18 protein-coding genes, 1 pseudogene and 1 riboswitch are annotated in these 20,780 nt (G+C 71.6%); of the genes and pseudogenes, 11 read left to right on the plus strand and 8 right to left on the minus strand.

Going from position 1 to position 20,780, the window contains the following annotated elements:
* Nucleotides 1-51: 51 nt before the first annotated feature.
* From ABZ896_RS12125 to trpS, 3 genes are all read right to left on the minus strand, one after another.
* On the minus strand, nucleotides 52-681 hold the full coding sequence (locus tag ABZ896_RS12125; protein ID WP_360925989.1) for a DUF6518 family protein: 630 nt from the start codon (nucleotides 679-681) through the stop codon (nucleotides 52-54).
* A gap of 115 nt (nucleotides 682-796) precedes the next feature.
* Nucleotides 797-1,375 (minus strand): 2'-5' RNA ligase family protein, encoded by a 579-nt coding sequence (locus ABZ896_RS12130; RefSeq protein ID WP_360925992.1) that lies wholly within the window; start codon nucleotides 1,373-1,375, stop codon nucleotides 797-799.
* Between the two features lie 178 nt (nucleotides 1,376-1,553).
* A complete protein-coding gene (trpS, locus tag ABZ896_RS12135; RefSeq protein WP_360925995.1) occupies nucleotides 1,554-2,567 on the minus strand; it encodes a tryptophan--tRNA ligase in 1,014 nt (337 codons plus the stop codon).
* 142 nt (nucleotides 2,568-2,709) lie between these two features.
* Between trpS and ABZ896_RS12140 the strand changes: the two genes are divergently transcribed.
* From ABZ896_RS12140 to ABZ896_RS12155, 4 genes are all read left to right on the plus strand, one after another.
* Nucleotides 2,710-3,270: an RNA polymerase sigma factor gene (locus ABZ896_RS12140; protein WP_360925998.1), complete on the plus strand. Its 561-nt coding sequence runs from the start codon at nucleotides 2,710-2,712 to the stop codon at nucleotides 3,268-3,270.
* Nucleotides 3,263-4,204, plus strand: coding sequence for a hypothetical protein (locus tag ABZ896_RS12145; RefSeq protein WP_360926001.1), 942 nt, complete (start codon nucleotides 3,263-3,265; stop codon nucleotides 4,202-4,204). Before ABZ896_RS12140 ends, ABZ896_RS12145 begins: the two co-directional genes overlap by 8 nt.
* A 97-nt stretch (nucleotides 4,205-4,301) precedes the next feature.
* Nucleotides 4,302-5,051 carry a hypothetical protein gene (locus ABZ896_RS12150; RefSeq protein ID WP_360926004.1) on the plus strand — a complete coding sequence of 250 codons (750 nt, stop codon included), beginning with the start codon at nucleotides 4,302-4,304 and terminating at the stop codon, nucleotides 5,049-5,051.
* A gap of 196 nt (nucleotides 5,052-5,247) precedes the next feature.
* Nucleotides 5,248-5,847: a hypothetical protein gene (locus tag ABZ896_RS12155; protein ID WP_360926051.1), complete on the plus strand. Its 600-nt coding sequence runs from the start codon at nucleotides 5,248-5,250 to the stop codon at nucleotides 5,845-5,847.
* 39 nt (nucleotides 5,848-5,886) lie between these two features.
* On the opposite strand, the gene ABZ896_RS12160 is transcribed toward ABZ896_RS12155, so the two are convergent.
* The 4 genes from ABZ896_RS12160 to ABZ896_RS12175 all read right to left on the minus strand — a co-directional run bounded on the left by ABZ896_RS12160 (nucleotide 5,887) and on the right by ABZ896_RS12175 (nucleotide 10,308).
* Nucleotides 5,887-7,338, minus strand: a complete 1,452-nt coding sequence (locus tag ABZ896_RS12160; protein ID WP_360926007.1) for a glycine hydroxymethyltransferase — start codon at nucleotides 7,336-7,338, stop codon at nucleotides 5,887-5,889.
* 41 nt (nucleotides 7,339-7,379) lie between these two features.
* Nucleotides 7,380-7,469: riboswitch (ZMP/ZTP riboswitch) on the minus strand.
* 110 nt (nucleotides 7,470-7,579) lie between these two features.
* Entirely contained in the window at nucleotides 7,580-8,431 is an 852-nt protein-coding gene (locus ABZ896_RS12165; protein ID WP_360926010.1) for an LLM class flavin-dependent oxidoreductase, read from the minus strand.
* A gap of 246 nt (nucleotides 8,432-8,677) precedes the next feature.
* Nucleotides 8,678-9,862: a glutathionylspermidine synthase family protein gene (locus tag ABZ896_RS12170; protein WP_360926013.1), complete on the minus strand. Its 1,185-nt coding sequence runs from the start codon at nucleotides 9,860-9,862 to the stop codon at nucleotides 8,678-8,680.
* 59 nt (nucleotides 9,863-9,921) lie between these two features.
* Nucleotides 9,922-10,308, minus strand: coding sequence for a hypothetical protein (locus tag ABZ896_RS12175; RefSeq protein ID WP_360926016.1), 387 nt, complete (start codon nucleotides 10,306-10,308; stop codon nucleotides 9,922-9,924).
* A 138-nt stretch (nucleotides 10,309-10,446) separates the two neighbouring features.
* On the opposite strand from ABZ896_RS12175, the gene ABZ896_RS12180 reads away from it, so the two are divergent.
* Nucleotides 10,447-11,337 (plus strand): hypothetical protein, encoded by an 891-nt coding sequence (locus ABZ896_RS12180; protein ID WP_360926054.1) that lies wholly within the window; start codon nucleotides 10,447-10,449, stop codon nucleotides 11,335-11,337.
* 482 nt (nucleotides 11,338-11,819) lie between these two features.
* Here ABZ896_RS12180 and ABZ896_RS12185 read toward each other — a convergent pair whose 3' ends face one another.
* Nucleotides 11,820-12,599, minus strand: coding sequence for a DUF3050 domain-containing protein (locus ABZ896_RS12185; protein WP_360926019.1), 780 nt, complete (start codon nucleotides 12,597-12,599; stop codon nucleotides 11,820-11,822).
* A gap of 228 nt (nucleotides 12,600-12,827) precedes the next feature.
* Between ABZ896_RS12185 and ABZ896_RS12190 the strand changes: the two genes are divergently transcribed.
* From ABZ896_RS12190 to ABZ896_RS12215, 6 genes and pseudogenes are all read left to right on the plus strand, one after another.
* Nucleotides 12,828-13,406 (plus strand): hypothetical protein, encoded by a 579-nt coding sequence (locus ABZ896_RS12190; protein WP_360926057.1) that lies wholly within the window; start codon nucleotides 12,828-12,830, stop codon nucleotides 13,404-13,406.
* Between the two features lie 29 nt (nucleotides 13,407-13,435).
* Nucleotides 13,436-15,988, plus strand: coding sequence for an aminodeoxychorismate synthase component I (gene pabB, locus ABZ896_RS12195; RefSeq protein ID WP_360926022.1), 2,553 nt, complete (start codon nucleotides 13,436-13,438; stop codon nucleotides 15,986-15,988).
* Complete coding sequence (locus ABZ896_RS12200; protein WP_360926025.1) at nucleotides 15,985-17,616, plus strand: AMP-binding protein; 1,632 nt, start codon at nucleotides 15,985-15,987, stop codon at nucleotides 17,614-17,616. The genes pabB and ABZ896_RS12200 overlap by 4 nt, the downstream gene beginning before the upstream one ends.
* A gap of 23 nt (nucleotides 17,617-17,639) precedes the next feature.
* Nucleotides 17,640-19,232: a class I adenylate-forming enzyme family protein gene (locus ABZ896_RS12205; protein ID WP_360926028.1), complete on the plus strand. Its 1,593-nt coding sequence runs from the start codon at nucleotides 17,640-17,642 to the stop codon at nucleotides 19,230-19,232.
* Nucleotides 19,229-20,398 carry an FAD-dependent oxidoreductase gene (locus ABZ896_RS12210; RefSeq protein WP_360926031.1) on the plus strand — a complete coding sequence of 390 codons (1,170 nt, stop codon included), beginning with the start codon at nucleotides 19,229-19,231 and terminating at the stop codon, nucleotides 20,396-20,398. The genes ABZ896_RS12205 and ABZ896_RS12210 overlap by 4 nt, the downstream gene beginning before the upstream one ends.
* Before the next feature lie 22 nt (nucleotides 20,399-20,420).
* Nucleotides 20,421-20,780: pseudogene (locus ABZ896_RS12215) on the plus strand (hypothetical protein); the annotation flags it as partial.

Consider the following 20,780-nt stretch of genomic DNA (forward strand, 5'->3'; position numbering starts at 1 on the left):
GCGGGGCCGGGGTGACGGTCGCTGTCGGTGCGGTGTCAGGGCCCCTGTCGGTCACATCGAGACATGCTGGAGGGGGAGTTCGATCACGGCGTAGGCGACTGGTGAGAAGACCAGGGCCGTCAGCAGGGTCAGCGCGCGTTCCTTGTGCCTACGGGCCATCGCCAGCGGCACGAGGACGAGCAGGACGACGCAGCCCCATGCCTGGCCCTCGTAGTGCAGCACCAGGGCCGCCAGGAGGGCCTCCATGCCGAACACCCCGGCGAGCGCGGCCAGTCCGACGACCCGTCGGCTCGGGGTGCGCCCCTGCCGCCACCACGCCCCCGCCACACCGAACAGCGGCCCGCTGACGACGGCCATCGCCAGCCACACCAGGGGCCAGGCCAGGCTGCCCATGCCGGACCGGCCCAACTCGGCGTAGCCGTAGTAGCCGACGACCAGACCAATGGTGGTGCACAGGCCGGCGAGCGCCGATGACCGTACGGCCGCCTTCTCGGCGACCAGCGCGCCGGCGGCGAACGCGGGCACGCACCACACCGCCCCCGAGTTCGCGATCTGGTTGAACGTGCCGGGCAGCCAGCCCTGGGCGAGGTTGGTGAGGACACCGAGGGCGATGCCGGCCGCCGACGCCGACAGCCACCATTGGTTGGTCCTCGCGACGGGGAGGGAGGCACTGACCATCATGTGGATCCTTACGCGTCTATACACAGTGACTATACGCAACGACTATACATGCCGTGTATAGATGGGCATGGGCGAGCACTGAGTGAGGTCGACGGACAGGACGCGCGTGAGCGCCCTAGGCGGTGGGAAGGGAGCCGCGCTCGACGTGCGCAGCCTGTGGAGGCACGGTCGAGCCGCCGAAGGTGAACTCGCGCAGCTTGCGCCACACGCCGTCGGCGCCCTGCTCGTAGAGCGCGAAGCCGGTGCAGGGCCACTCGGCCTCGAACTCGGCGAGTTCCTCGAAGGCGCGGTCCATGGCCGCCTCTTCAATGCCGTGCGCCACCGTGACATGCGGGTGGTACGGGAACTGGAGTTCGCGGGCGACCGGCCCGGAGGCGTCGCGGACCTGCTTCTGGAGCCAGGTGCACGCCTCGGCGCCCTGGGCCACCTGGACGTATACGACCGGCGACAGCGGCCTGAAGGTGCCCGTGCCGGCGAGCTTCATCGGGAAGGGGCGGCCCGCGGCGGCGACCTCGGTGAGGTGTGCCTCGATGGCGGGCAGCGCGCCGGCCTCGACCTCCGTCGGCGGCAGCAGCGTGACATGCGTGGGGATGCCGTGAGCCGCGGCGTCGCCGAAGCCCGCACGCCGCTCCTGGAGCTGGCTGCCATGGGGCTCCGGGACCGCGATCGACACACCGATCGTTACGGTCCCCACTTCGTCTCCTGTCGTCCTGTCGCGCCTTGTCGGGTTCGTTACCGGCCGTCCGGCTATCGACTGTACGGCCACGGCTGTGGTGTGGGCAGGCGCAGCCGTAGTGATGTGCAGCGCTCTGCCCCGTGTTGCTCGTGTGCGGTGGTACGCCCCCGTGCCCGGCGGGGCGGGTGCCGCGCGGTCAGTGCTTGGCGGGCAGGAAGCCCACCCGCTCGTACGCGTGGGCGAGGGTCTCCGCGGCGACGGCACGCGCCTTCTCCGCGCCCTTGGCCAGGATCGAGTCCAGCGTCTCCGGGTCGTCGAGGTACTGCTGGGTGCGCTCCCGGAAGGGCGTCACGAACTCGACGACGACCTCGGCGAGGTCCGTCTTGAGTGCGCCGTAGAGCTTGCCCTCGTACTGCTGCTCCAGCTCGGCGACGCCCGTGCCGGTGAGCGTCGAGTAGATGGTGAGCAGGTTGCTGACGCCCGGCTTGTTCTCGGTGTCGTAGCGGATGACCGTGTCGGTGTCCGTGACCGCGCTCTTGACCTTCTTGGCGGTGGCCTTCGGCTCGTCGAGGAGGTTGATGAGGCCCTTCGGCGTGGACGCCGACTTGCTCATCTTGATCGACGGGTCCTGGAGGTCGTAGATCTTCGCCGTCTCCCTGAGGATGTACGGCTTCGGGATCGTGAAGGTCTCGCCGAACCGGCCGTTGAAGCGCTCGGCGAGGTCGCGGGTCAGCTCGATGTGCTGGCGCTGGTCCTCGCCGACCGGGACCTCGTGGGCCTGGTAGAGCAGGATGTCCGCGACCTGGAGGATCGGGTACGTGAACAGGCCGACGCTCGCGCTCTCGGCGCCCTGCCGGGCCGACTTGTCCTTGAACTGGGTCATGCGGGAGGCCTCGCCGAAGCCGGTGAGGCAGTTCATGACCCAGGCCAGCTGGGCGTGCTCGGGGACATGGCTCTGGACGAAGAGGGTGCAGCGCTCCGGGTCGAGACCGGCCGCGAGGAGCTGGGCGACGGCCAGGCGGGTGTTGGCCGTGAGTTCCTTCGGGTCCTGCGGGATCGTGATCGCGTGCAGGTCGACGACCATGTAGAACGCGTCGTGGGACTCCTGCAGGGCCACCCACTGGCGGACGGCGCCGAGGTAGTTGCCGAGGTGGAACGAGCCTGCGGTGGGCTGGATTCCGGAGAGCACGCGGGGTCGATCAGAGGCCATGTTCACCATTCTCTCAGGTGCGGGGGCCCGATCCGGAACCGGTCGGAAACAGATGTGCCACGGGTGGGAACCGATTCGGTCCGGGCGGTGTACCAATCCTGTGAAGACGCGGGAGGGGGGCCGCATCGTCGATGAGGCCGCGGTGATCGCACGCGTACGCGCCGGGGACCAGGAGGCGTACGCGGACCTGGTGCGGGCCCACACGGGCATCGCGCTGAGGGCGGCCGCGGCGCTCGGGGCGGGAGCGGACGCGGAGGACGTGGTGCAGCAGGCCTTCGTCAAGGCGTACTGCGCGCTGGGCCGGTTCCGGGACGGCGCGTCGTTCAAGCCGTGGCTGCTGTCGATCGTGGCCAATGAGACGAGAAACACAGTGCGGACGGCGGCGCGTCAGCGCACGCTCGCCGGCCGTGAGGCGGCCCTCGCGGAGGCCGAGCCGCTGATACCGGACGCGGCGGATCCGGCGGTGGCGGCCGTGGAGATAGAGCGCCGCGCCGCGCTGGGAGCGGCTCTGGAGAAGCTGGGCGAGGAGCACCGCCTGGTCGTCACCTACCGCTATCTGCTGGAAATGGACGAGTCCGAGACGGCCCAGGCACTGGGCTGGCCCCGGGGCACGGTGAAGTCCCGGCTGAACCGCGCCCTGCGCAAGCTCGGCAAGCTGCTGCCGGAGTTCGAGCCTCGGGAAGGGGGTGATGAGCATGAGTGACGGGAGGAAGTCCTACGACGGTGAGGGCGCCCGGGGCGGCGACCGGGGCCCGTCCGCGCGGGGGCGCGAAGAGGATGCTGCTTCCCGGCTGCCGGAGGAACTGCGGGCGCTGGGGCGGTCGTTGGACGGGGGCGAGGGGTCCCTCGGCTCGGAGACGATGGTCGAGCGGGTGCTGGGCCAGATACTGGCCGATCAGATGCCGGTACCGGTGGCCGGGCCCAGGGGCGCCTCGGAGCGGCTGCGCGCGGTCCGGCGTTGGACTCGGCTGCGGTGGCGTTCTCTGACGGCCGCCCTGTGCGGGGTGCTGACGGTGCTCGCGCTCACTCCCCCGGTGCGGGCGGCGGTCCTGGACTGGTTCGACTTCGGCGGGGTCGAGGTGCGGTACGACCCGTCGGCGGTGCCTTCGCCGGGTGCCGAGGTGCCCGGTTGCGGGCGTTCGGTGACGCTGGGACAGGCCGGGCGGCGGGCAGGGTTCGCGCCGCTGGTGCCGAGGGCGCTCGGCACTCCGGGCGCGGTCACGGTTACGGCCGAGCCGCAGGGCCTGTTCCTGATGAGCCTGTGCTGGCGCGAGGGCGGGCACACGATCCGGCTGGACGAGTTCCCCCAGCAGCTCGACCCCTCCTTCACCAAGACCCTGCGCGAGCCGCCGGAGTGGATCGCGTTGAGCGGCTCGGCGTCGGCCGACGGCGTCCGGGACTACGCCCTGTGGTTCCCGCACCCCCACCTGCTCGGCTTCCTGCTGATCGACGAGGACGGAGACCGCTTCACCCGCACGGAGCGGACCGCGGGACCGACGCTGCTGTGGATCCACCGCGGCGGCGGGACGAGCGTGACCCTGCGGCTGGAGGGCGTGGCGTCGAAGGAGCGCGCACTGGACATCGCGAAGTCCGTCGATGCCCCGGCGGACGACGGCTCCGGGAAGTCCTCGAAATAGTGCGCGCGGGGTGGGAACCCCGCTCGGTCGGGCGGTGTACCAGAAGTGACAAGCGGCTCGCGGACGGGCCGCACGGGGATCGTCACTTGGGGGTCGGATGCGTGGGGTTCGGATCGAGCGGAGCGGCCGATGTCGTGAACTGACGGCGTCGGCGGGGGTGTTGGCGGCGACGCTGACCCTGCTGATGTGGGGTGCGCCCGCCGCGTCGGCCGGCGGACCGACGAGCGTGCTCGTGGTCTCGCCGGAGAGCGGGGAGACGGCGGCGCTGTACTACTCCGACGAGAAGTACAGCGAGTTGCAGCGGTGGCTGGACCCTGCGACCACGGGCATGCGAGACAAGCCTCCAGAGGCGAACCTGCTCGCGGCCCGGCAGATCAACGTCACGTGGATGGCTCACGACGTCTCGCCCTGGCGGCTGGACCGCGTCTTCCCGATGGCCGACGGGAAGGAGGTGTGGATACATACCGCGGAGCATGTGCCGGAGTCGGTGAACGGCCAGTGGCGTCGCGCCGATCACCCCGCCCGCTTACGCGCCCTGCTCACGAACCTGGGCGTGATGGGCGAGACCACCGGGGAGGGGCACGGCATATTTCCGGCGCCCGAGCCAGAGGCGGGGGATGACTCGGGGGCGGTGAGCGCGGAGACCGGGGCGTCTGCCGCGCCAGCCTCTACCTCGGCTTCGGCTTCGGCTTCGGTGGGGGACGACGGGGTCGACTGGTGGTGGGGGCTGCCGGGCCTGGGGGCCGGAGCCGGACTGGCCCTGGGTTTGCGGCCGTTCGTGTTGCGGCTCCCTTGGGAGCGACTGCGTCGGGAGCGGGGGCCGCGGCAGGAGCTGCGCGATGTGTGAGGGGTGACGGGGCCAAGGGCTGAGGGGAGATCGGAGGGGGATGGCGGTGCGGAGGAGGCACGGGGGCCCGTGGACAGGGCCGCTCAGGGTTCTCGCGGCTCTCGGGTCGATGACAGTGACGGTGGTCGGGGGCGGGCTCGGGTTGGGTGTCGGACTCGCGCTCGGGGCGCCGGCGGCCGAAGCGGTCGCGCGGCCGATGTACGGGTCGGAGGACGACGCGCCCGACCTGGCCATGGTGGTCGTCGGTGAGTCGGGCAGGACCACGGCCGTGCGCTCCGGCCGGCCGTACTTCATCCGGCTGTGGCAACTGCTGGAACCTGCGTACACAGGCACGGAGCGGGTGCCCGAGGCCTGGGAGGAGGGCCGGTATCCGCCGGTGCGGATCACCGTCGTGTGGGGGCTGACGGGGATCGGCGGCTGGCCGCAGACGGACGCGCCGCCGGGAGGCGATGTGGCGGTCGAACGCCAGGATCAGCTGTTCCTGGCGCAGGACGGCACGCCCTGGGTGCGAACGGATCCGGCACCGGAGCGGGAGGACGACGACATCCGCTGGCACCGGGCGCCCCGGGCGCTCTTCGATCGGCTGGACCGGGAGGGAGTGCTCGGTGCGGCCGCCGGAGTCGAGAAGGGCTCGTGGGACGGCGGCCCGGAGAAGGCCCTCTGGTGGACGTTGCCGGGGCTCGCCGTGGGGTTCGCCGCTGGGGCGGGCGGCACCCGTCTGATACGCCTCGCGGCGGCCCGGCCGGGTGCCGGACCGCCGCGAGGCGAGCAACGTCAGGAACTCATCGATCTCTGAGAGTCGTCGATCTTTGAGAACTCAACAGTGGGTGTGGGGTCAGCCGAGGTCGATCTCCGGGTAGAGCGGGAAACCGGAGACGAGGTCGGTGGCCCGGCGGGAGATCTCGTCCGCGATCTTCGCGTCGAGGATGTGCTGGGCCTTGGAGGGGGCGCCCGACTTGGTGGTGCCCGGCTCCGCGGTGGTCAGGACGCGGTCGATGAGGCCGGCGACCTCGTCCATCTCGGCGGTGCCCAGACCGCGGGTGGTCAGGGCGGGGGTGCCGATGCGGATGCCGGAGGTGTACCACGCGCCGTTGGGGTCGGCCGGGATCGCGTTGCGGTTGGTGACGATCCCGGACTCCAGCAGGGCAGCCTCGGCCTGGCGGCCGCTGAGCCCGTAGGAGGAGGCGACGTCGATCAGGTTGAGGTGGTTGTCGGTGCCGCCGGTGACGAGGGTGGCGCCGCGCCGCATCAAGCCCTCGGCGAGGGCGCGGGAGTTGTCGACGATGCGCTGGGCGTAGTCCTGGAAGGCGGGCTGCCGCGCCTCGGCGAGGGCGACGGCCTTGGCGGCCATGACGTGCGGGAGCGGGCCGCCGAGGACCATCGGGCAGCCGCGGTCGACCTGGTCCTTGAGGGAGTCGTCGCACAGGACCATGCCGCCGCGCGGGCCGCGCAGGGACTTGTGCGTGGTGGTGGTGACGATCTGGGCGTGCGGGACCGGGTCGAAGTCGCCGGTGAGGACCTTGCCGGCGACGAGACCGGCGAAGTGCGCCATGTCGACCATGAGCGTGGCACCGACCTCGTCGGCGATCTCGCGCATGATCCGGAAGTTCACCAGCCGCGGATAGGCCGAGTAGCCGGCGACGATGATCAGCGGCTTGAACTCGCGGGCGGAGACGCGCAGGGCCTCGTAGTCGATGAGGCCGGTGGCGGGGTCGGTGCCGTAGGAGCGCTGGTCGAACATCTTGCCGGAGATGTTCGGGCGGAAGCCGTGGGTGAGGTGGCCGCCGGCGTCCAGGGACATGCCGAGCATGCGCTGGTTGCCGAAGGCCTGGCGCAGCTCGGCCCAGTCGGCGTCGGAGAGGTCGTTGACCTGGCGGACGCCGGCCTTCTCCAGGGCGGGCACCTCGACGCGCTGGGCGAGGACCGACCAGAAGGCGACGAGGTTGGCGTCGATGCCGGAGTGCGGCTGGACGTAGGCGTGGCGGGCGCCGAAGAGTTCCTTGGCGTGCTCGGCGGCGAGGGACTCGACGGTGTCGACGTTGCGGCAGCCGGCGTAGAAGCGGCGGCCGACGGTGCCCTCGGCGTACTTGTCGCTGAACCAGTTGCCCATCGCGAGGAGGGTGGCCGGGGAGGCGTAGTTCTCGGAGGCGATCAGCTTGAGCATCTCGCGCTGGTCGGCCACCTCCTGGCCGATGGCGTCGGCGACACGCGGTTCGACGGCACGGATCACGTCGAGGGCGGCGCGGAAGGCCGTGGTCTGGGTGGACAGGGGCTGCTGCTCTGACATGGCGGCCTCCGGGCGGCGTGGCTTGAAGCGGTCACGGTTCACGGTTCGGCCCAGGCGCACGGCACTTGGTCACTCGCAGGCCGCTCCCTGATGGTCCGTCCCATCCCAGCGCGCCAGTCACGGCCTGTCGGCCAGCCTACCGGGCACGTCGCAGGGCCTCTGCGCGGCGTCCACCATGCGAGCGACGGCTTCGAGGCCCGCTCGCAGGTCGCGGGCCTCGAAGCCGTGAGGGTGGACGGCGTCAGAACAGCGCGTCGGCGAGGCGGTCGACCTGGTCGGTGTCCGGGGCCCAGCAGTAGAGCATCACCTCGTCGGCGCCGATGCCGAAGTAGGCGTTGCCGGCCTCGCGGATCTGCTGCGGGGTGGTGAGCAGCCCGGCCTCCATGTACTCCACGTGGCCGCTGAAGGCGTAGTAGTCGCGGAGGCTGCGGCGGGCCAGGTCCAAGGTGCTGTCAGGGCCGAGGGCGACGTTCGCCTGGGCGACCAGGCGAGGGCGGCCGGGGCGGTCGTGTTTCTGCCAGGCCGTGGTGGCGTCGCGGAACAGGTTGGCCATGAAGGCCGGCGGCAGGGCGGCGCCGAGGAAGCCGTCGCCGAAGCGGCCGACCCGGTCGAGGGCGGCGGGGGCGAAGCCGCCGAACAGCACCTCGGGGCCGCCGGGAGTCACGGGCGCGGGGCCGATGGGGCCCACGCCCTCGCCGTAGGGCTCGCCCGACCAGATACGGCGCAGCAACGTCATCTGCTCGTCGAGGCGGCGGCCCCGGCGGTGGAGGTCGATGCCGGCGGCGCGGCAGTCGTCCTCGCGGCCGCCGACGCCGATGCCGAGGGTGAAGCGGCCGTCAGAGAGGCGGTCGAGGGTGGCGGTCTGCTTGGCGAGCAGGGCGGTGTTGTGGTGGGGCGCGATCAGCACCTCGGTCTGGACGCGGATGCGGGACGTGGCACCGGCGAGGACCGCGAGGGTGACCAAGGGCTCGGGGTTGTCGTAGACGAGCCGGTCGAGCAGGCCGAGGGTGTTGAAGGGGCCCTCGTCGGCACGCCGGGCCCAGGTCAGCAGCTGGGCGGGGTCGTCGATGGGCAGGCCGAGGCCGATGTTCATGGGAGTGTCCTCCGGAGGGCAGGGGGGATCGGCCGGTCGGCCGGATCCGGTGCCGCCCCTCCGTTGTGCCGTGCGCTGTGCGCGGACCTGCTCCCGTACTGCGGCGTTCGTTCCAGAGAGCGTGTGCGTCAGAGTGCGGTGACCGTAACGCGGTGGGTTGGGCGTGAGCAACGCGTTTTCGGTGCCGTCGATGCTGCCGGCGACCTCGGATGTCCCGGGTTCATGGCACCCTCGGCCGTCCCGCGGTCAGAGGATCACGTGGGGCAGGAAGCGGGCGTATTCGTCGGTCACCAGGCCCGAGGACTCGCGGATGCCCAGGCCGGCCGACTCCTCGCCGACGACCCAGGCGCCGAGGACGACACGGTTGCCGTCGAAGTCGGGGAGGGGGGCGAGTTCCTGGTAGCAGCAGGGTTCGTCGCGCGGGACGGGCGGGGCGCCCGGCTCGTGGACCGTCACACCGGCGCCCTCGCGGCCGAGCAGCGGTTTGGCGACATAGCCGGTCGTCGTCGCCAGTTCGCGGGGGCCGTCCACGTAGGCGGGGAGCAGGTTCGGGTGGCCGGGATACAGCTCCCAGAGGACGGCGAGGAGAGCCTTGTTGCTCAGGAGCATCTTCCAGGCCGGTTCGATCCACAGGGTGGTGCCCGTGCCGCCGCCGTTGTCGAGGGTGTCGAGGACGTGTCCGGCGAAGCGGTCGGTGGTGAGCCACTCCCAGGGGTAGAGCTTGAAGCAGCTGCGGATGAAGCGGAGTTGGTTGTCGACGAAGCGGCCGGAGAGGGGGTCCCAGCCGATCTCTTCCATGGAGATCCAGTCGGTGGCGAGGCCTGCCTGCTCGGCGGTCTCCTTGAGGTAGGCGACCGTCATGAGGTCCTCGCCGAGTTCGTCGGCGGCGGAGTGGGCGAAGTAGAGGGGGCTCCCGGGCGGGAGGAGGACGGCCTGCTTCTTCCAGGCGTCGACCAGGCGTTCGTGGAGGGAGTTCCACTGGTCGGCGCCGGGGAAGCGCTCCTCCATCCAGAACCACTGGGGTGAGGCGGCCTCGACGAGGGAGGTGGGGGTGTCGGCGTTGTACTCCAGGAGCTTGGCCGGCCCGGTGCCGTCGTAGCGGAGGTCGAAGCGGCCGTAGACGGAAGGGAGTTCGGCGCGCCGGTGCCAGGCCTCGGTGACGGCTTCGACGATCCGGGGGTCGGTGATGCCGAGGTCGGTGAAGCGGTTCGCGGTGACGATGTGGTCGGCGGCCGCGAGGCACATGCGGTGGAGTTCCTCGACGACGTCCTCCAGCGCCTCCACCTCGTCGAGGGTGAAGGCGTAGTAGGCGCTCTCGTCCCAGTAGGGGCGCAGGGAGTCGTCGGGGTGCCGGGTGAGCGGGTAGATGAGGCCCTGCGCCTCGACGGTCTGCTGCCAGCCGGGGCGCGGGGTGAGGGTGTGGCGACGCATGGGTGTCTCGGAAGCCTGTCTCAGGGGTGATCAGCGGTTCACGGCCGTTCTCGCCGGGCTCAGCTGCCGGAACTGCCCTTGCTGATGCCGCTTCCGCCGTCGCCGTCCCCGCCGCTGCCGAAGCCGCCGCGGTCGACCTTGCTGCTGCTTCCGCTGCCGCCGCTGCCGCTCGAACTGCCGGAACCCTTGCTCGACTTGGTGAAGGAGCCGCCCGAGACCCAGGTGCCCTTCTTCTTGCCGCCGTAGTAGTAGGCGCCGTTGAGGGTGGTGGCGGACTTGCAGTTCTTGTCGCCGACGATCTGGTAGCCCTTGCCGAGGGTGTAGCTGTCGCGGTCGACGCATCGCTTGTCGGGGTCCGAGGAGCAGGCGGTGAGAGCCATGGCGAGCAGTCCCACGCCGCCCAGTGCGACTGTTCCCGAGCGAAGTTGCCGACGTGCGTCCGCCATGTTCGTGTCTCCCCGTTGGTCAGGCTGTTGGGCCTGGTCTGCACATGTCCGGCGGACAGCTTAGAGATCGGTAAGAGCGGACGCCGAGTCAGGTCTCCTGCGGGCCTCCCCCTCTAAGGTCACTTTGTGCTCTTTGGAATGGTGTGTGCGCTCGGCGCGTCGGTCTGTTTCGGTACGGCCACCGTGTGGCAGGCGATGGCGGCCCGGGCGGCGGGCGCGGTCGAGGGCGGGGGCGGACGTGGAGGTGGAGGTCGCGGCGAGGCGGCGCTGTTGCTGCGGGCGGTGCGGCAGTGGCGGTATGTGGCGGGGCTGGCGCTGGACGGGCTGGGGTTCCTGTTCCAGATCGCCGCGTTGCGGTCGGTCCCGATCTACGCGGTCGGCGCGGCGCTGGCGTCGAGTCTCGCGGTGACCGCGGTGGTCTCGGCGCGGTTGTTGCGGGTCCGGTTGAGCGGGGGCGAGTGGGGCGCGGTCGGCGTGGTCTGCGCGGGACTGGCGCTGCTGGGGATCGCGTCCGGCACGGAGGGCGACAGGGCGGGGTCGGCGGCGCTGAAGTTCGCGATGCTCGGTGCGGCGGTGGCCGTGCTGGGGCTGGGGCTGCTGGGCGGGCGGCTGCCGGAGCGGGGGCGGGCGTTGACGCTGGGGCTTGGGGCGGGGTTTGGGTTCGGGGTGGTCGAGGTGGCGGTGCGGCTGATCGACTCGCTCGCGCCGGTGGAGCTGTTGGCCAACCCGGCGACGTACGCCCTTCTCGTCGGCGGCGGCTCGGCGTTCCTGTCGTTGACCTCGGCGCTGCAGCGGGGTTCGGTGACGACGGCGACGGCCGGGATGGTGATCGGGGAGACGATCGGCCCGGCGGCGGTGGGGGTCGTGTGGCTCGGAGACCGCACCCGCGAGGGGCTGGCATGGGTGGCCGTTCTGGGCTTCGCCGTCGCGGTGGCGGGCGCGCTGGCACTGGCACGGTTCGGCGAGGCACCGGCCGAGGAGGACGGGCCGACCGCGACTCCGTCACGGGCGGACACGCGGCACCCCTGAGACCGCCCACTCAGGAAGCCGGCCCCCGGAACCAGGGCAGCACATCACAGGAGCAGCAGCGCGACAGGGCATCACCGCAGCCGACATCTCCCCCCTGCCCACCAAGCCCAGCAGGGTCCCATCGCGCAGCCTTACCCCGGCCGGCAGCACTTCCCCCCATGCCCAGCGCCGCCCCCGCGCCCCAGGCACTCCGAACCCCGGCGGGAGCCGTCGGGGCCGTGCCCATCACGAGGAGCGGGCGCGCGTCGGGGACCACGGGCGAGCCGACCTCAGCGCCTACGCCCGACACGACTGACGCCTCCGCCCTCACACCGAGCCCCGCGCCACTCCAACGCCCCTGCTCACCGCGCCTCGACGCCGAGCCGCCCGAGGTCGCGCTCCCGGCCAACCGCCACCCGCCCGTCACTACGCCCTCCGAGCCCCTCGACCGGCCTAGCCGGCCCCCCGACCGACCCCCGTCGGCCCTCCCCTCCCCTCTCCCCTCACCCCATCGCGCCCAAGATCCCGTCCCACAACCGCACGCGTGCCTCCAGGGCGGTGATCGCCGTCTCGACCGCCTCCTCCCAGCGGTGGTCGTCCGTGCCGCAGAGGTCCGCGAGCATCTGCATGGCCATGGGGGTGTGTTCCTCGCCGTCGACCTCGATGTGGCGAGCGAGGTAGTCGCGGAAGAGGGGGAAGCGCTCGGTGCCCTCCTGGTGGATGACCTGGTCGAACATGTCGGGGATGAGGTCCTCGCGGGAGAAGGCGAAGGCGGCGGCCCGGCAGTGCAGGGGGCGTTCCTCGATGAGGGAGAAGGTCGTGCGGACGAAGTCGTTGGCGGGGGCGGGGACTTGGGCGCCGCGCAGGGCCGCCGGGACGCCGTGGCCCTCGACCAGCAGCGCGAGGAACGTGTCGACGCGGGTGACGTCGGCCCCCGCCTCCTCCATGGCCGCCCGGTAGAGCTCGAAGTGGCTGGTGAAGCCGCCGTTCAGCTCGTCGCTCTCCTCGACCAGCACGATGTCGTTGATGAGCCGTCGGCTCACCGACGTGCCACGCGGCACCCAGGGGACGTCGACACAGGTCAGCTCGCGTTGCAGCGACTTCAGCAGGGACATGAAGTCCCACACGGCGAAGACGTGGTGGGACATGAACGTCGCCAGGTCCTCACGGGTGTTTATCCGCCGGTAAATGGGATGCGCGGTCACTTCTTTCCGTGCGGATTCGATCACGGACCGCGCCCGGTCAATTCCCTCGTGATCGACGTCCCAGTCGTACCTGGACATGGTTCTCCTTCGGTCCGGGAAATTCAGAGAAAGCCGGAGAGGCGATCGTGCAGCCATGAAGACTGACCCGGCAAGCGGTTCATGGAATTCGGGAAAAGTTACTCCGAGTACAGCAGGGCAGAAGACTCCAAGGCACCCGAAAGGCCAATAAAGAGTCACGATACGGACACCGGAAAAAAGTTCGTTGAATATTTGAACGTGCTGTGTAGATCGTGCGTACTGGATCCCGTGAGCAGTAATCCCGTCACCGTGACCGTGGCCTATCGCGTGGTGCCGGGCCGTGAGGCCGACTTCCACTCGTGGGGGTGGGCGATGCTCGGTGCGAGCTCACAGCAGCCGGGTTTCATGGGAGGTGGCGTTCTTGTCGACCAAGGTGCGGAGTGGCACGTGGTCTATCGCTTCGCCAGCGAGGGGACGGCCCGTGCCTGGGAGGACTCGGCCGCGAGGGTCCAGTGGGACGTCCGGGCGGCCGGCTTCGCCCGGCAGTCGGAGCGCCGCAGCGTCCGGGGGTCCAAGCTGTGGTTCGACTCCCAGACGACCACGCCGAAGGCGCCCGCCCCACCGGCGAAATGGAAGCTGTGGTTCGTGAACATGAGCGCGGTCTTTCCGCCGGTGCTCCTGTTCAATCTGATTGTTCTTCCTTATCTCGGCGGAATCAATCCGCTCATCCGCACACTGCTGTTGTGCCTGTGTGTGACGGCTCTCGTCACCTGGATTCTCATGCCTCGGCTCCAGCGTTTCTTCAAGAAATGGCTGTATCCGCCGCTGCAGGCACTCCGCGGCCGGCACAAAAGACGGACCGCATAGGTCCGGAGCGAAAAAAGGGAGGTGGGCGGGTGAAGACCCTGCTCATCGACAATTACGACTCGTACACGTACAACCTGTTCCAGCTGATTTCCGAGGTCAACGGCGAGGAACCGGTTGTGGTGCCGAACGACGGGGCCGCCGGAATTCCCGATCTTGTGGAATACCTGGCGGCGTTCGAGAACGTCGTGGTGTCGCCGGGACCGGGGCATCCGGCCGAGCCGCGCGACTTCGGTCTCAGTGCGGCCGTGATCGCCGAGTCCACGATCCCCGTCCTCGGTGTCTGCCTGGGCCACCAGGGCATCGCGCTCGGTGAGGGGGCCGAGGTGGTGCCGGCGCCGGAGCCACGGCACGGGCATCTGTCGTCGGTCCGGCACGACGGGCGGGACCTCTTCCAGGGGCTGCCGCAGGGCTTCACCGCGGTCCGCTACCACTCGCTGGCGGTGCCCGAGCCGCTCCCGGACACGTTGGAGGGCACCGCGTGGTCCGAGGACGGCGTGCTGATGGGGCTGCGGCACCGGAACCGGCCGCTGTGGGGCGTGCAGTTCCATCCGGAGTCCGTGCTCACCGAGTACGGCCACCGGATGCTCGTCAACTTCCGCAATCTGACGGCGGAACGGGCCCGTAAGACACGGACGAAGAACACCGCCGTCACCCCGGCCGCGGCCGCGATCCCCCCGATCCCCCGGGCCACGCCGGCTGCGCAAGCCTCCGCGACGACACCGACCGCACGGACCGAGCGGACCGCGTCGACCACGCCGACAATGCCGACCACGCGGAACGCATCAACCGCGCCGCCCGCCCCGGCCGCCCCCGTCGTCCCCCACCCCCGGCGCCCCGCCCCCGCTACCTCCGCCTACCGTCTGCACACCCGTCGTGTGGCGGGTGCGGTCGACGCCGAGGCGGCCTTCACTCGGATGTTCGCCGCCTCGCCGCGGTCGTTCTGGCTGGACAGTGCCCTGGTCGAGGAGGGGCTCTCGCGGTTCTCGTTCTTCGGGGACGACAGCGGGCCGCTGGCGGAGTTCGTGCGGTACGACGTCGAGAGCGGCCGGTGCGAGGTCGAGCGGGCCGGGCGGCCGACGCGCAAGGTCGCGGCGAGCGTGTTCGACTACCTCAGGCGGCAGTTGACGAGCCGTCGGGTGGACGCGGCCGGGCTGCCCTTCGACTTCACCGGCGGTTATGTCGGCTGGTTCGGCTATGAGTTGAAGGCCGACTGCGGCTCCCCGAACCGGCATGTCTCCGACGTCCCGGACGCCTGCTGGCTGTTCGCGGACCGGCTGGTGGCCGTGGACCACCTCAAGGGGTTCACCTACGCGGTCTGCCTCGCGGAGGACACCCCGCAGGCCGCGCGGGAGGCGGAGGACTGGCTCGACGGCACGCTGGCCGAGCTGTCCTTCGTGGCCACGGAGACCCCGGGGGCCGCAAAGACCGTAAAGACCACAGGGGCCACAGGAGCCACAGGAGCCACGGCAACCGGCAGGTCGGCCCCCGCCCGGCGGCACGAGCCCGATCTCGGGGCCGCCGAGCCCTGGCTGGTGCGGGACCGTACGACGTACCTCGCCGACATAGCCGCGTGCCAGGACGCGCTGCACGCGGGCACCAGCTACGAGGTCTGCCTGACGGACATGGCCCGGTTACCCGCTCCGCCGGACGCGTTCGGGTTCTACCGCACGCTGCGCCGGGTCAATCCGGCGCCGTACGGGGCCTTTCTGCGGTTCGGGGAGGTGGAGGTGGCGGGTTCCTCTCCGGAGCGGTTCCTGCGGATCGGCCGGGACGGCGTCGCCGAGGCGCGGCCCATCAAGGGCACCGCGCCGCGTGGGCAGAACCCCGAGGAGGACGTCCGGCTGCGGGACGCGCTGGCGGCGGACGCCAAGACGCGTGCGGAGAACCTGATGATCGTCGACCTGCTCCGCAACGACCTGGGGAAGGTGTGCCGGACCGGTTCGGTGCGGGTGCCGCGGCTGATGGCCACCGAGAGCTACGCGACCGTGCACCAGCTCGTCTCCACCGTCGAGGGACGGCTGCGGGAGGGCACGGAGGCGGTGGACTGCGTGCGGGCCTGCTTCCCCGGCGGGTCGATGACCGGGGCGCCGAAACTGCGCACGATGGAGATCATCGACTCCCTGGAGACCGAGGCCCGCGGGATCTACTCCGGGGCGCTGGGATATCTGGGGTGCAGCGGGGGCGCGGACCTCAACGTCGTCATCCGTACGGCGGTGTTCGCGGACGGGGTGATGCGGTTGGGGGCCGGCGGGGCGATCGTCCTGGACTCCGACGCGGAGGCCGAGTACGACGAGATGCTGCTGAAGACGGCGGCCCAGATGCGGGCCCTGCACCTGCACACCGCGGACCGGTTGCGGGAGGAACGGCAGGGGGCGGGCGCCCGGCGGGCGGGCGGGGCCGCCGCCACCGGAACCGCCACGGCCACGGCCACTGGAACGGCCACGGCCACAGCCACGGCCACCGGAACGGCCACCGCCTCGGCCCTCGCCAGCGGAACAGCCACAACCCTCGTCAACGGCACTGGCACCGGCACCGGCACCGGTAAGCGCACAGCCACCCCCACCGAGGAGCCCGTCCGATGACGTCTCCGCAGACCACCCTCACGCCGGCCGACACCGAGGCCCCCGGCAACCTCGCCGCCCAGCTCGCGGACCTCAGTGAGCGGCGTGGGTGGACGGCTCGGCCCGCCTTCCACCAGGGTCACCGGGTCTGGACCCACGGCGAGGTGCACGCGCTCGCGGCGCGGGCGGCGAGCGTGCTCGCGGAGTGCGGCACCAAGGCGGGCGACCGGGTGCTGCTGGCGCTGCCGGACGGGATCGCGTGGGTGACGGCGTTTCTGGCCACCGCCCGGCTGGGCGCGGTGGCGGTGCTGGTCAATCCCGAACTGCCCGCGGCCGACCACGCGTTCATCGCCCGGGACGCCGATCCGGTGCTGTGTGTGACGGGGCCGGGGCTGGAAGACCGGTTCGCCGAGGACCGGGCCCGGATCGGCGCCGACCAGTTGCTCGCGCTCACCGCGGTGGCGGAGCCGGCCGCCGCCCGGCCGGTCGACGCGCACACGCCGCTGTATGTGCAGTACACCTCGGGGACCACGGGCCGGCCCAAGGGGGTCGTGCACACGCACGGCGACCCGAAGACGTACCACGATCTCATCGGGCGGCGGCTGCTGCGGATCACCCCGGACGACGTCACCCTGTCGGTGTCGAAGCTGTACTTCGCCTACGGGTTCGGCAACGCCTTCGTCTTCCCGCTGTTCTCGGGCTCCTCTGCCGTCCTGGTCGACCGGCGCCCGAACCCGGCCGCGGTGGACGAGCTGGTGGCCCGGCACCGGGTGACGGTCCTGTACTCGGTGCCGTCGGCGTACGCGGCGCTGGTGGCCGACCGGGGCAGCGGGCACGGGGCGTGTTTCGCCTCGGTGCGGGCCGCGGTTTCGGCGGGCGAGGGGCTGCCGGCGGGGCTCGGGGCGCAGATCACCGAACTGCTGGGCGCGTCCGTGCTGGAGCAGATCGGCTCCACGGAGGCCGGTCACGCGTTCTGCGCGAACAGCTTCGAGCACAACCACCCGGGCACGGTGGGCCGTCCCGTCCCCGGCTTCGAGGTGGAGCTGCGCGACCGCGCGGGCCACCCGGTGCCGGACGGCGAGGAGGGCGAGCTGTGGGTGCGCGGGCCGACGGTGACGCCGGGCTACCTGAACCTGCCCGAGGAGACCGGGCGCGCTCTGGTCGGCGGCTGGCTCGCCACGCACGACCTGGCGGTCCGTGAACCCGACGGCGCGTACCGGCACTTGGGCCGCGCCGACGACATGGAGATGGTCGGCGGGATCACCGTCTCACCGCTGGAGGTGGAGGCCGTGCTGCGGACCCATCCGGCGGTGAAGGAGGTCGCGGTGGTGGCCGTCACCGACGCGAGCGGGACCAGCCGACTGCGCGCGTTCGTCGTCCCCCACGCACAGGACCGCGCACCACAGGGCCGAGTACCACAGGACCGCGCACCGGAGGACCGCACACCCCAGGACCGAGTACCGCAGGACCGCACACCGCAGGGCCACGCACCGCACACCCTCGCCGACCTCCAGGAAGAGCTCCTGAAGCTCGCCCGCGAACACCTCGCCGCCTTCAAGGTGCCCCGCAGTGTGAGTCTCGTCCCCTCCCTCCCCCGTACCCCCACCGGCAAGCTCCGCCGCCATCTGGTCCGCCAGGGCGCCTGGTGAGCACCATGGAAAGGAATCTCCCCATGCGAGAGCAGCAACCCCCCTTCGCCGACCGGGGGTTCTACCTGGGCCCGGTCTTCCGTGACGCCGCCGACCGGCACGGAGCCGTCTTCGTCACGCTCGACCGGCCCCTGGACACCCACCCCGACCTCGGTGTCGACCTCACCTACCCGGTCCTCGCGGACGCCGTCGAGGATCTGTCGGGGCGGCTGTGGGAGGCGGGGGTACGGCCTTCCGAGCAGGTCGTGGTCCACAAGACGGACAACGTCGACATCGTGCTGCTGACCTGCGCGGTCGCCCGGATCGGGGCGGTGCCGGTGCTGCTCTCCCCCGCACTGGCGGGCGAGGTGGTCGCGGAGCTGATCGAGCGGCTGCGGATGCCGTGGCTGGTGACCGACCGGGCCAAGCTGACAGGCCCCCTGAAGAACACGGGCCTGCGCGTACGGCGCGTGCTGTCCGTGGACGAGGCGCCGGGCGCGGACCCGCTGGCGAAGTTCGCCGGAGCCGAGCGTCCCGCCGCGGTGCGGCTGCATCCGCGGGAACCCGCCCTGATCACCCACAGTTCGGGGACCACGGGCCTGCCGAAGCTGGCGGTGCACTGCGCGAACACCATGTGGAACCGGCTGGTTCCACAGAAGGCGATGGGCTGGCCGACGCGCGGCGAGACGGCGGCGCTGCACATGTCGTTCGTGCACTCGCGCTTCTACCATCTGCTGGGCGTGCTGCTGCACTTCGGCAGCCCACTGCTCCTCATCACCGACCCGGACCCGGCGAAGGTGGGCCCGCTGCTCGTCCGGCACCGGCCCGGCATCGTGGAGACGCACCCCAACACCTTCGTGCTGTGGGAGGAGTTGGCTGACGCGCCCGGGGCGCCGCTGTCGCGGGTGCGGTCGTACGGCTCGACGTTCGACGCGATCCATCCGCGGACGGTACGGCGGCTGCTGGACGCCTCGAAGCGCCGTACGCCCTGGCTCGTCCAGCTGTACGGGCAGAGCGAGACCGGGCCGGTGGCCTTCCAGTGGTTCACCCGGCGCAGTGCGGCGCGGGCGGACGGGCGGCGGGTCGGCAGGGGGATACCCGGCTTCACCCGGATCCGGGTCACCGGGGCCGACGGACGGCCCACCGCGCCCGGGACGCCCGGCCGGATCGAGGCCCGTACCCGGGGCCGGATCCTCACCTACCTCGGCATGCAGGACCGCTACGACCGTCAACTCACCGAAGGATGGTGGGAGATGGGCGACATGGGTTACCGCAGCCGCCTCGGCACCCTGCATCTGATCGACCGGGAGATCGATCAGATCGACTCGGTGCACAGCAATCTGGAGATCGAGGACGTCCTGATGGAGCGGCTGGAGGAGCTGCGTGAGGTCGTCATCGTGCCGGGGGCGGACCGGGAGCCGGTGCCGGTGGTGTGCGTACGCGGCGAGCAGCCGCTGGACCGGGAGCGGTGGCGGGAGGCGACCGCCGATCTGCCGGCGATGGCGGAACCCCGGCAGTGGCGGTTCGACGAGCTGCCGATGACCGCGACCTGGAAGGTCAAGCGGGTCGAGATCACCCGGATGCTGACCGAAACCGAAGCCCATACCGCCGCCGGAACCGAGAGCGCCCGCGCGTGACCGCCGTCGTGGTGGTCGGCGCCGGCCCCGTGGGCCTGTCCGCGGCGCTCGCGCTGCGGGCCCGCGGGCTGCCGGTCGTCCTGCTGGAGGCGGACCCGAAGGACCGGGCGCGACCCGGCAGCCGGGCCCTGTTCGTGCACCGCGAGACCCTCGCGCTGCTCGACGGGATGCAGCCGGGGCTGGCCGGGGAGATCACGTCGTACGGCCGCACCTGGCAGACCAAGCGGACCCTGTACCGGGGGCGCGAGGTGTACGCCCGCACCTTCCCGGCGCCCAAAGGTCCGCCGCCCTTCACCAGCCTGCGCCAGGTGGACACCGAGCGCTTCCTGCGGGCCGCCTGCGAGCGGGCCGGGGTGGAGTTCGTGTGGGAGGCGCGGGTGACGGAGGTGCGGACCACCGCCAGAGGTGCCCGCCTCACCTGCGCGGACGGCCGGAAGTGGAACTGTTCCTACGCCGTCGCCGCCGACGGGGCCCACTCCGCGGTCCGGCGGGCGCTCGGCATCTCCATGGAGGGCGAGCGGGGCGAGGGTTTCCATGTGGTCGTGGACGTCGCCGACACGCCGGGCGCCGAGCTGCCGCCGGAGCGGGTCTTCCACTACGAGCACCCCGGGGTCGGCGGCCGCAGTGTGATGCGGGTGCCCTTCACCGGCGGGTTCCAGGTGGACCTGCAGTGCCGGGACGGGGACCTCCAGGAGGAGTTCGGGACCGAGGAGGCCGTACGGCGGTGGCTGCCGGCGGTGGTGGGCGAGGGGCACGGCGACCGCATCCTGTGGGTGTCGACGTACCACTTCCTGCGCAAGGTCGCGGCCTCCTTCACCGACCCGCACCGGCGGGTGCTGCTCGTCGGCGAGGCGGCGCACCTCTTCCCGCCCTTCGGGGCGCGCGGGATGAACAGCGGGATCGCGGACGCGGCGGCCGCGGCGGACGCCGTGGTCTCCGGGGTGGTGGAGCCGTTCGCGGACGTACGGCGTTCCGCGGCGCTGTTCAACAGCGAGGCGGCCGGTACCGCGCTGGACCATCTGCGGCCCCGGCGCCGGACCGTACGGCTGAGACAGCGGGCGGCGGCGGCGCTGTCGCCGGTGCTGCCGTGGTGCGGGGAGTGGCTGGAGCACGCGCCGTACGGGCCCCGGCACGGGGCGCCGGTGGTGGCCGGCGGAAAGTACTGACCGGCGTGGGGAAGGAGCGGCAGTGACACAACCGGCCATCACGGAGGGCCTGTTGACGTGGACCCCGGCGAGCGGACTGACCCCTGGAGCCCCTGCGCACCCGGCGGGCGGACTGACCCCGAGTGCCCCTGCGACACCGTCCGTCGGCCCCCTCCTCGTCGCCGACTCCTGGCTCGTCAGGGACGGTCAGGTCCGCGCCCTGGAACGGCACCGGGAGCGGTTCCTGCGGGCCTGCGGCGAGTGCGACGGGCCGCCGCTGCGCCGTCTCCTGGAGTTCTGGCAGGACATGACGGCCGCGCTGCCGCGCACCGGGGAGTGGTTTCCGCGGGTCGAACTCGGCGCGGACGCCAAGGAGTTGCGGCTGCTGATACGGCAGGCACCG

The organism is Streptomyces sp. NPDC047072, assembly GCF_040643855.1.
Taxonomy (GTDB): Bacteria; Actinomycetota; Actinomycetes; order Streptomycetales; family Streptomycetaceae; genus Streptomyces.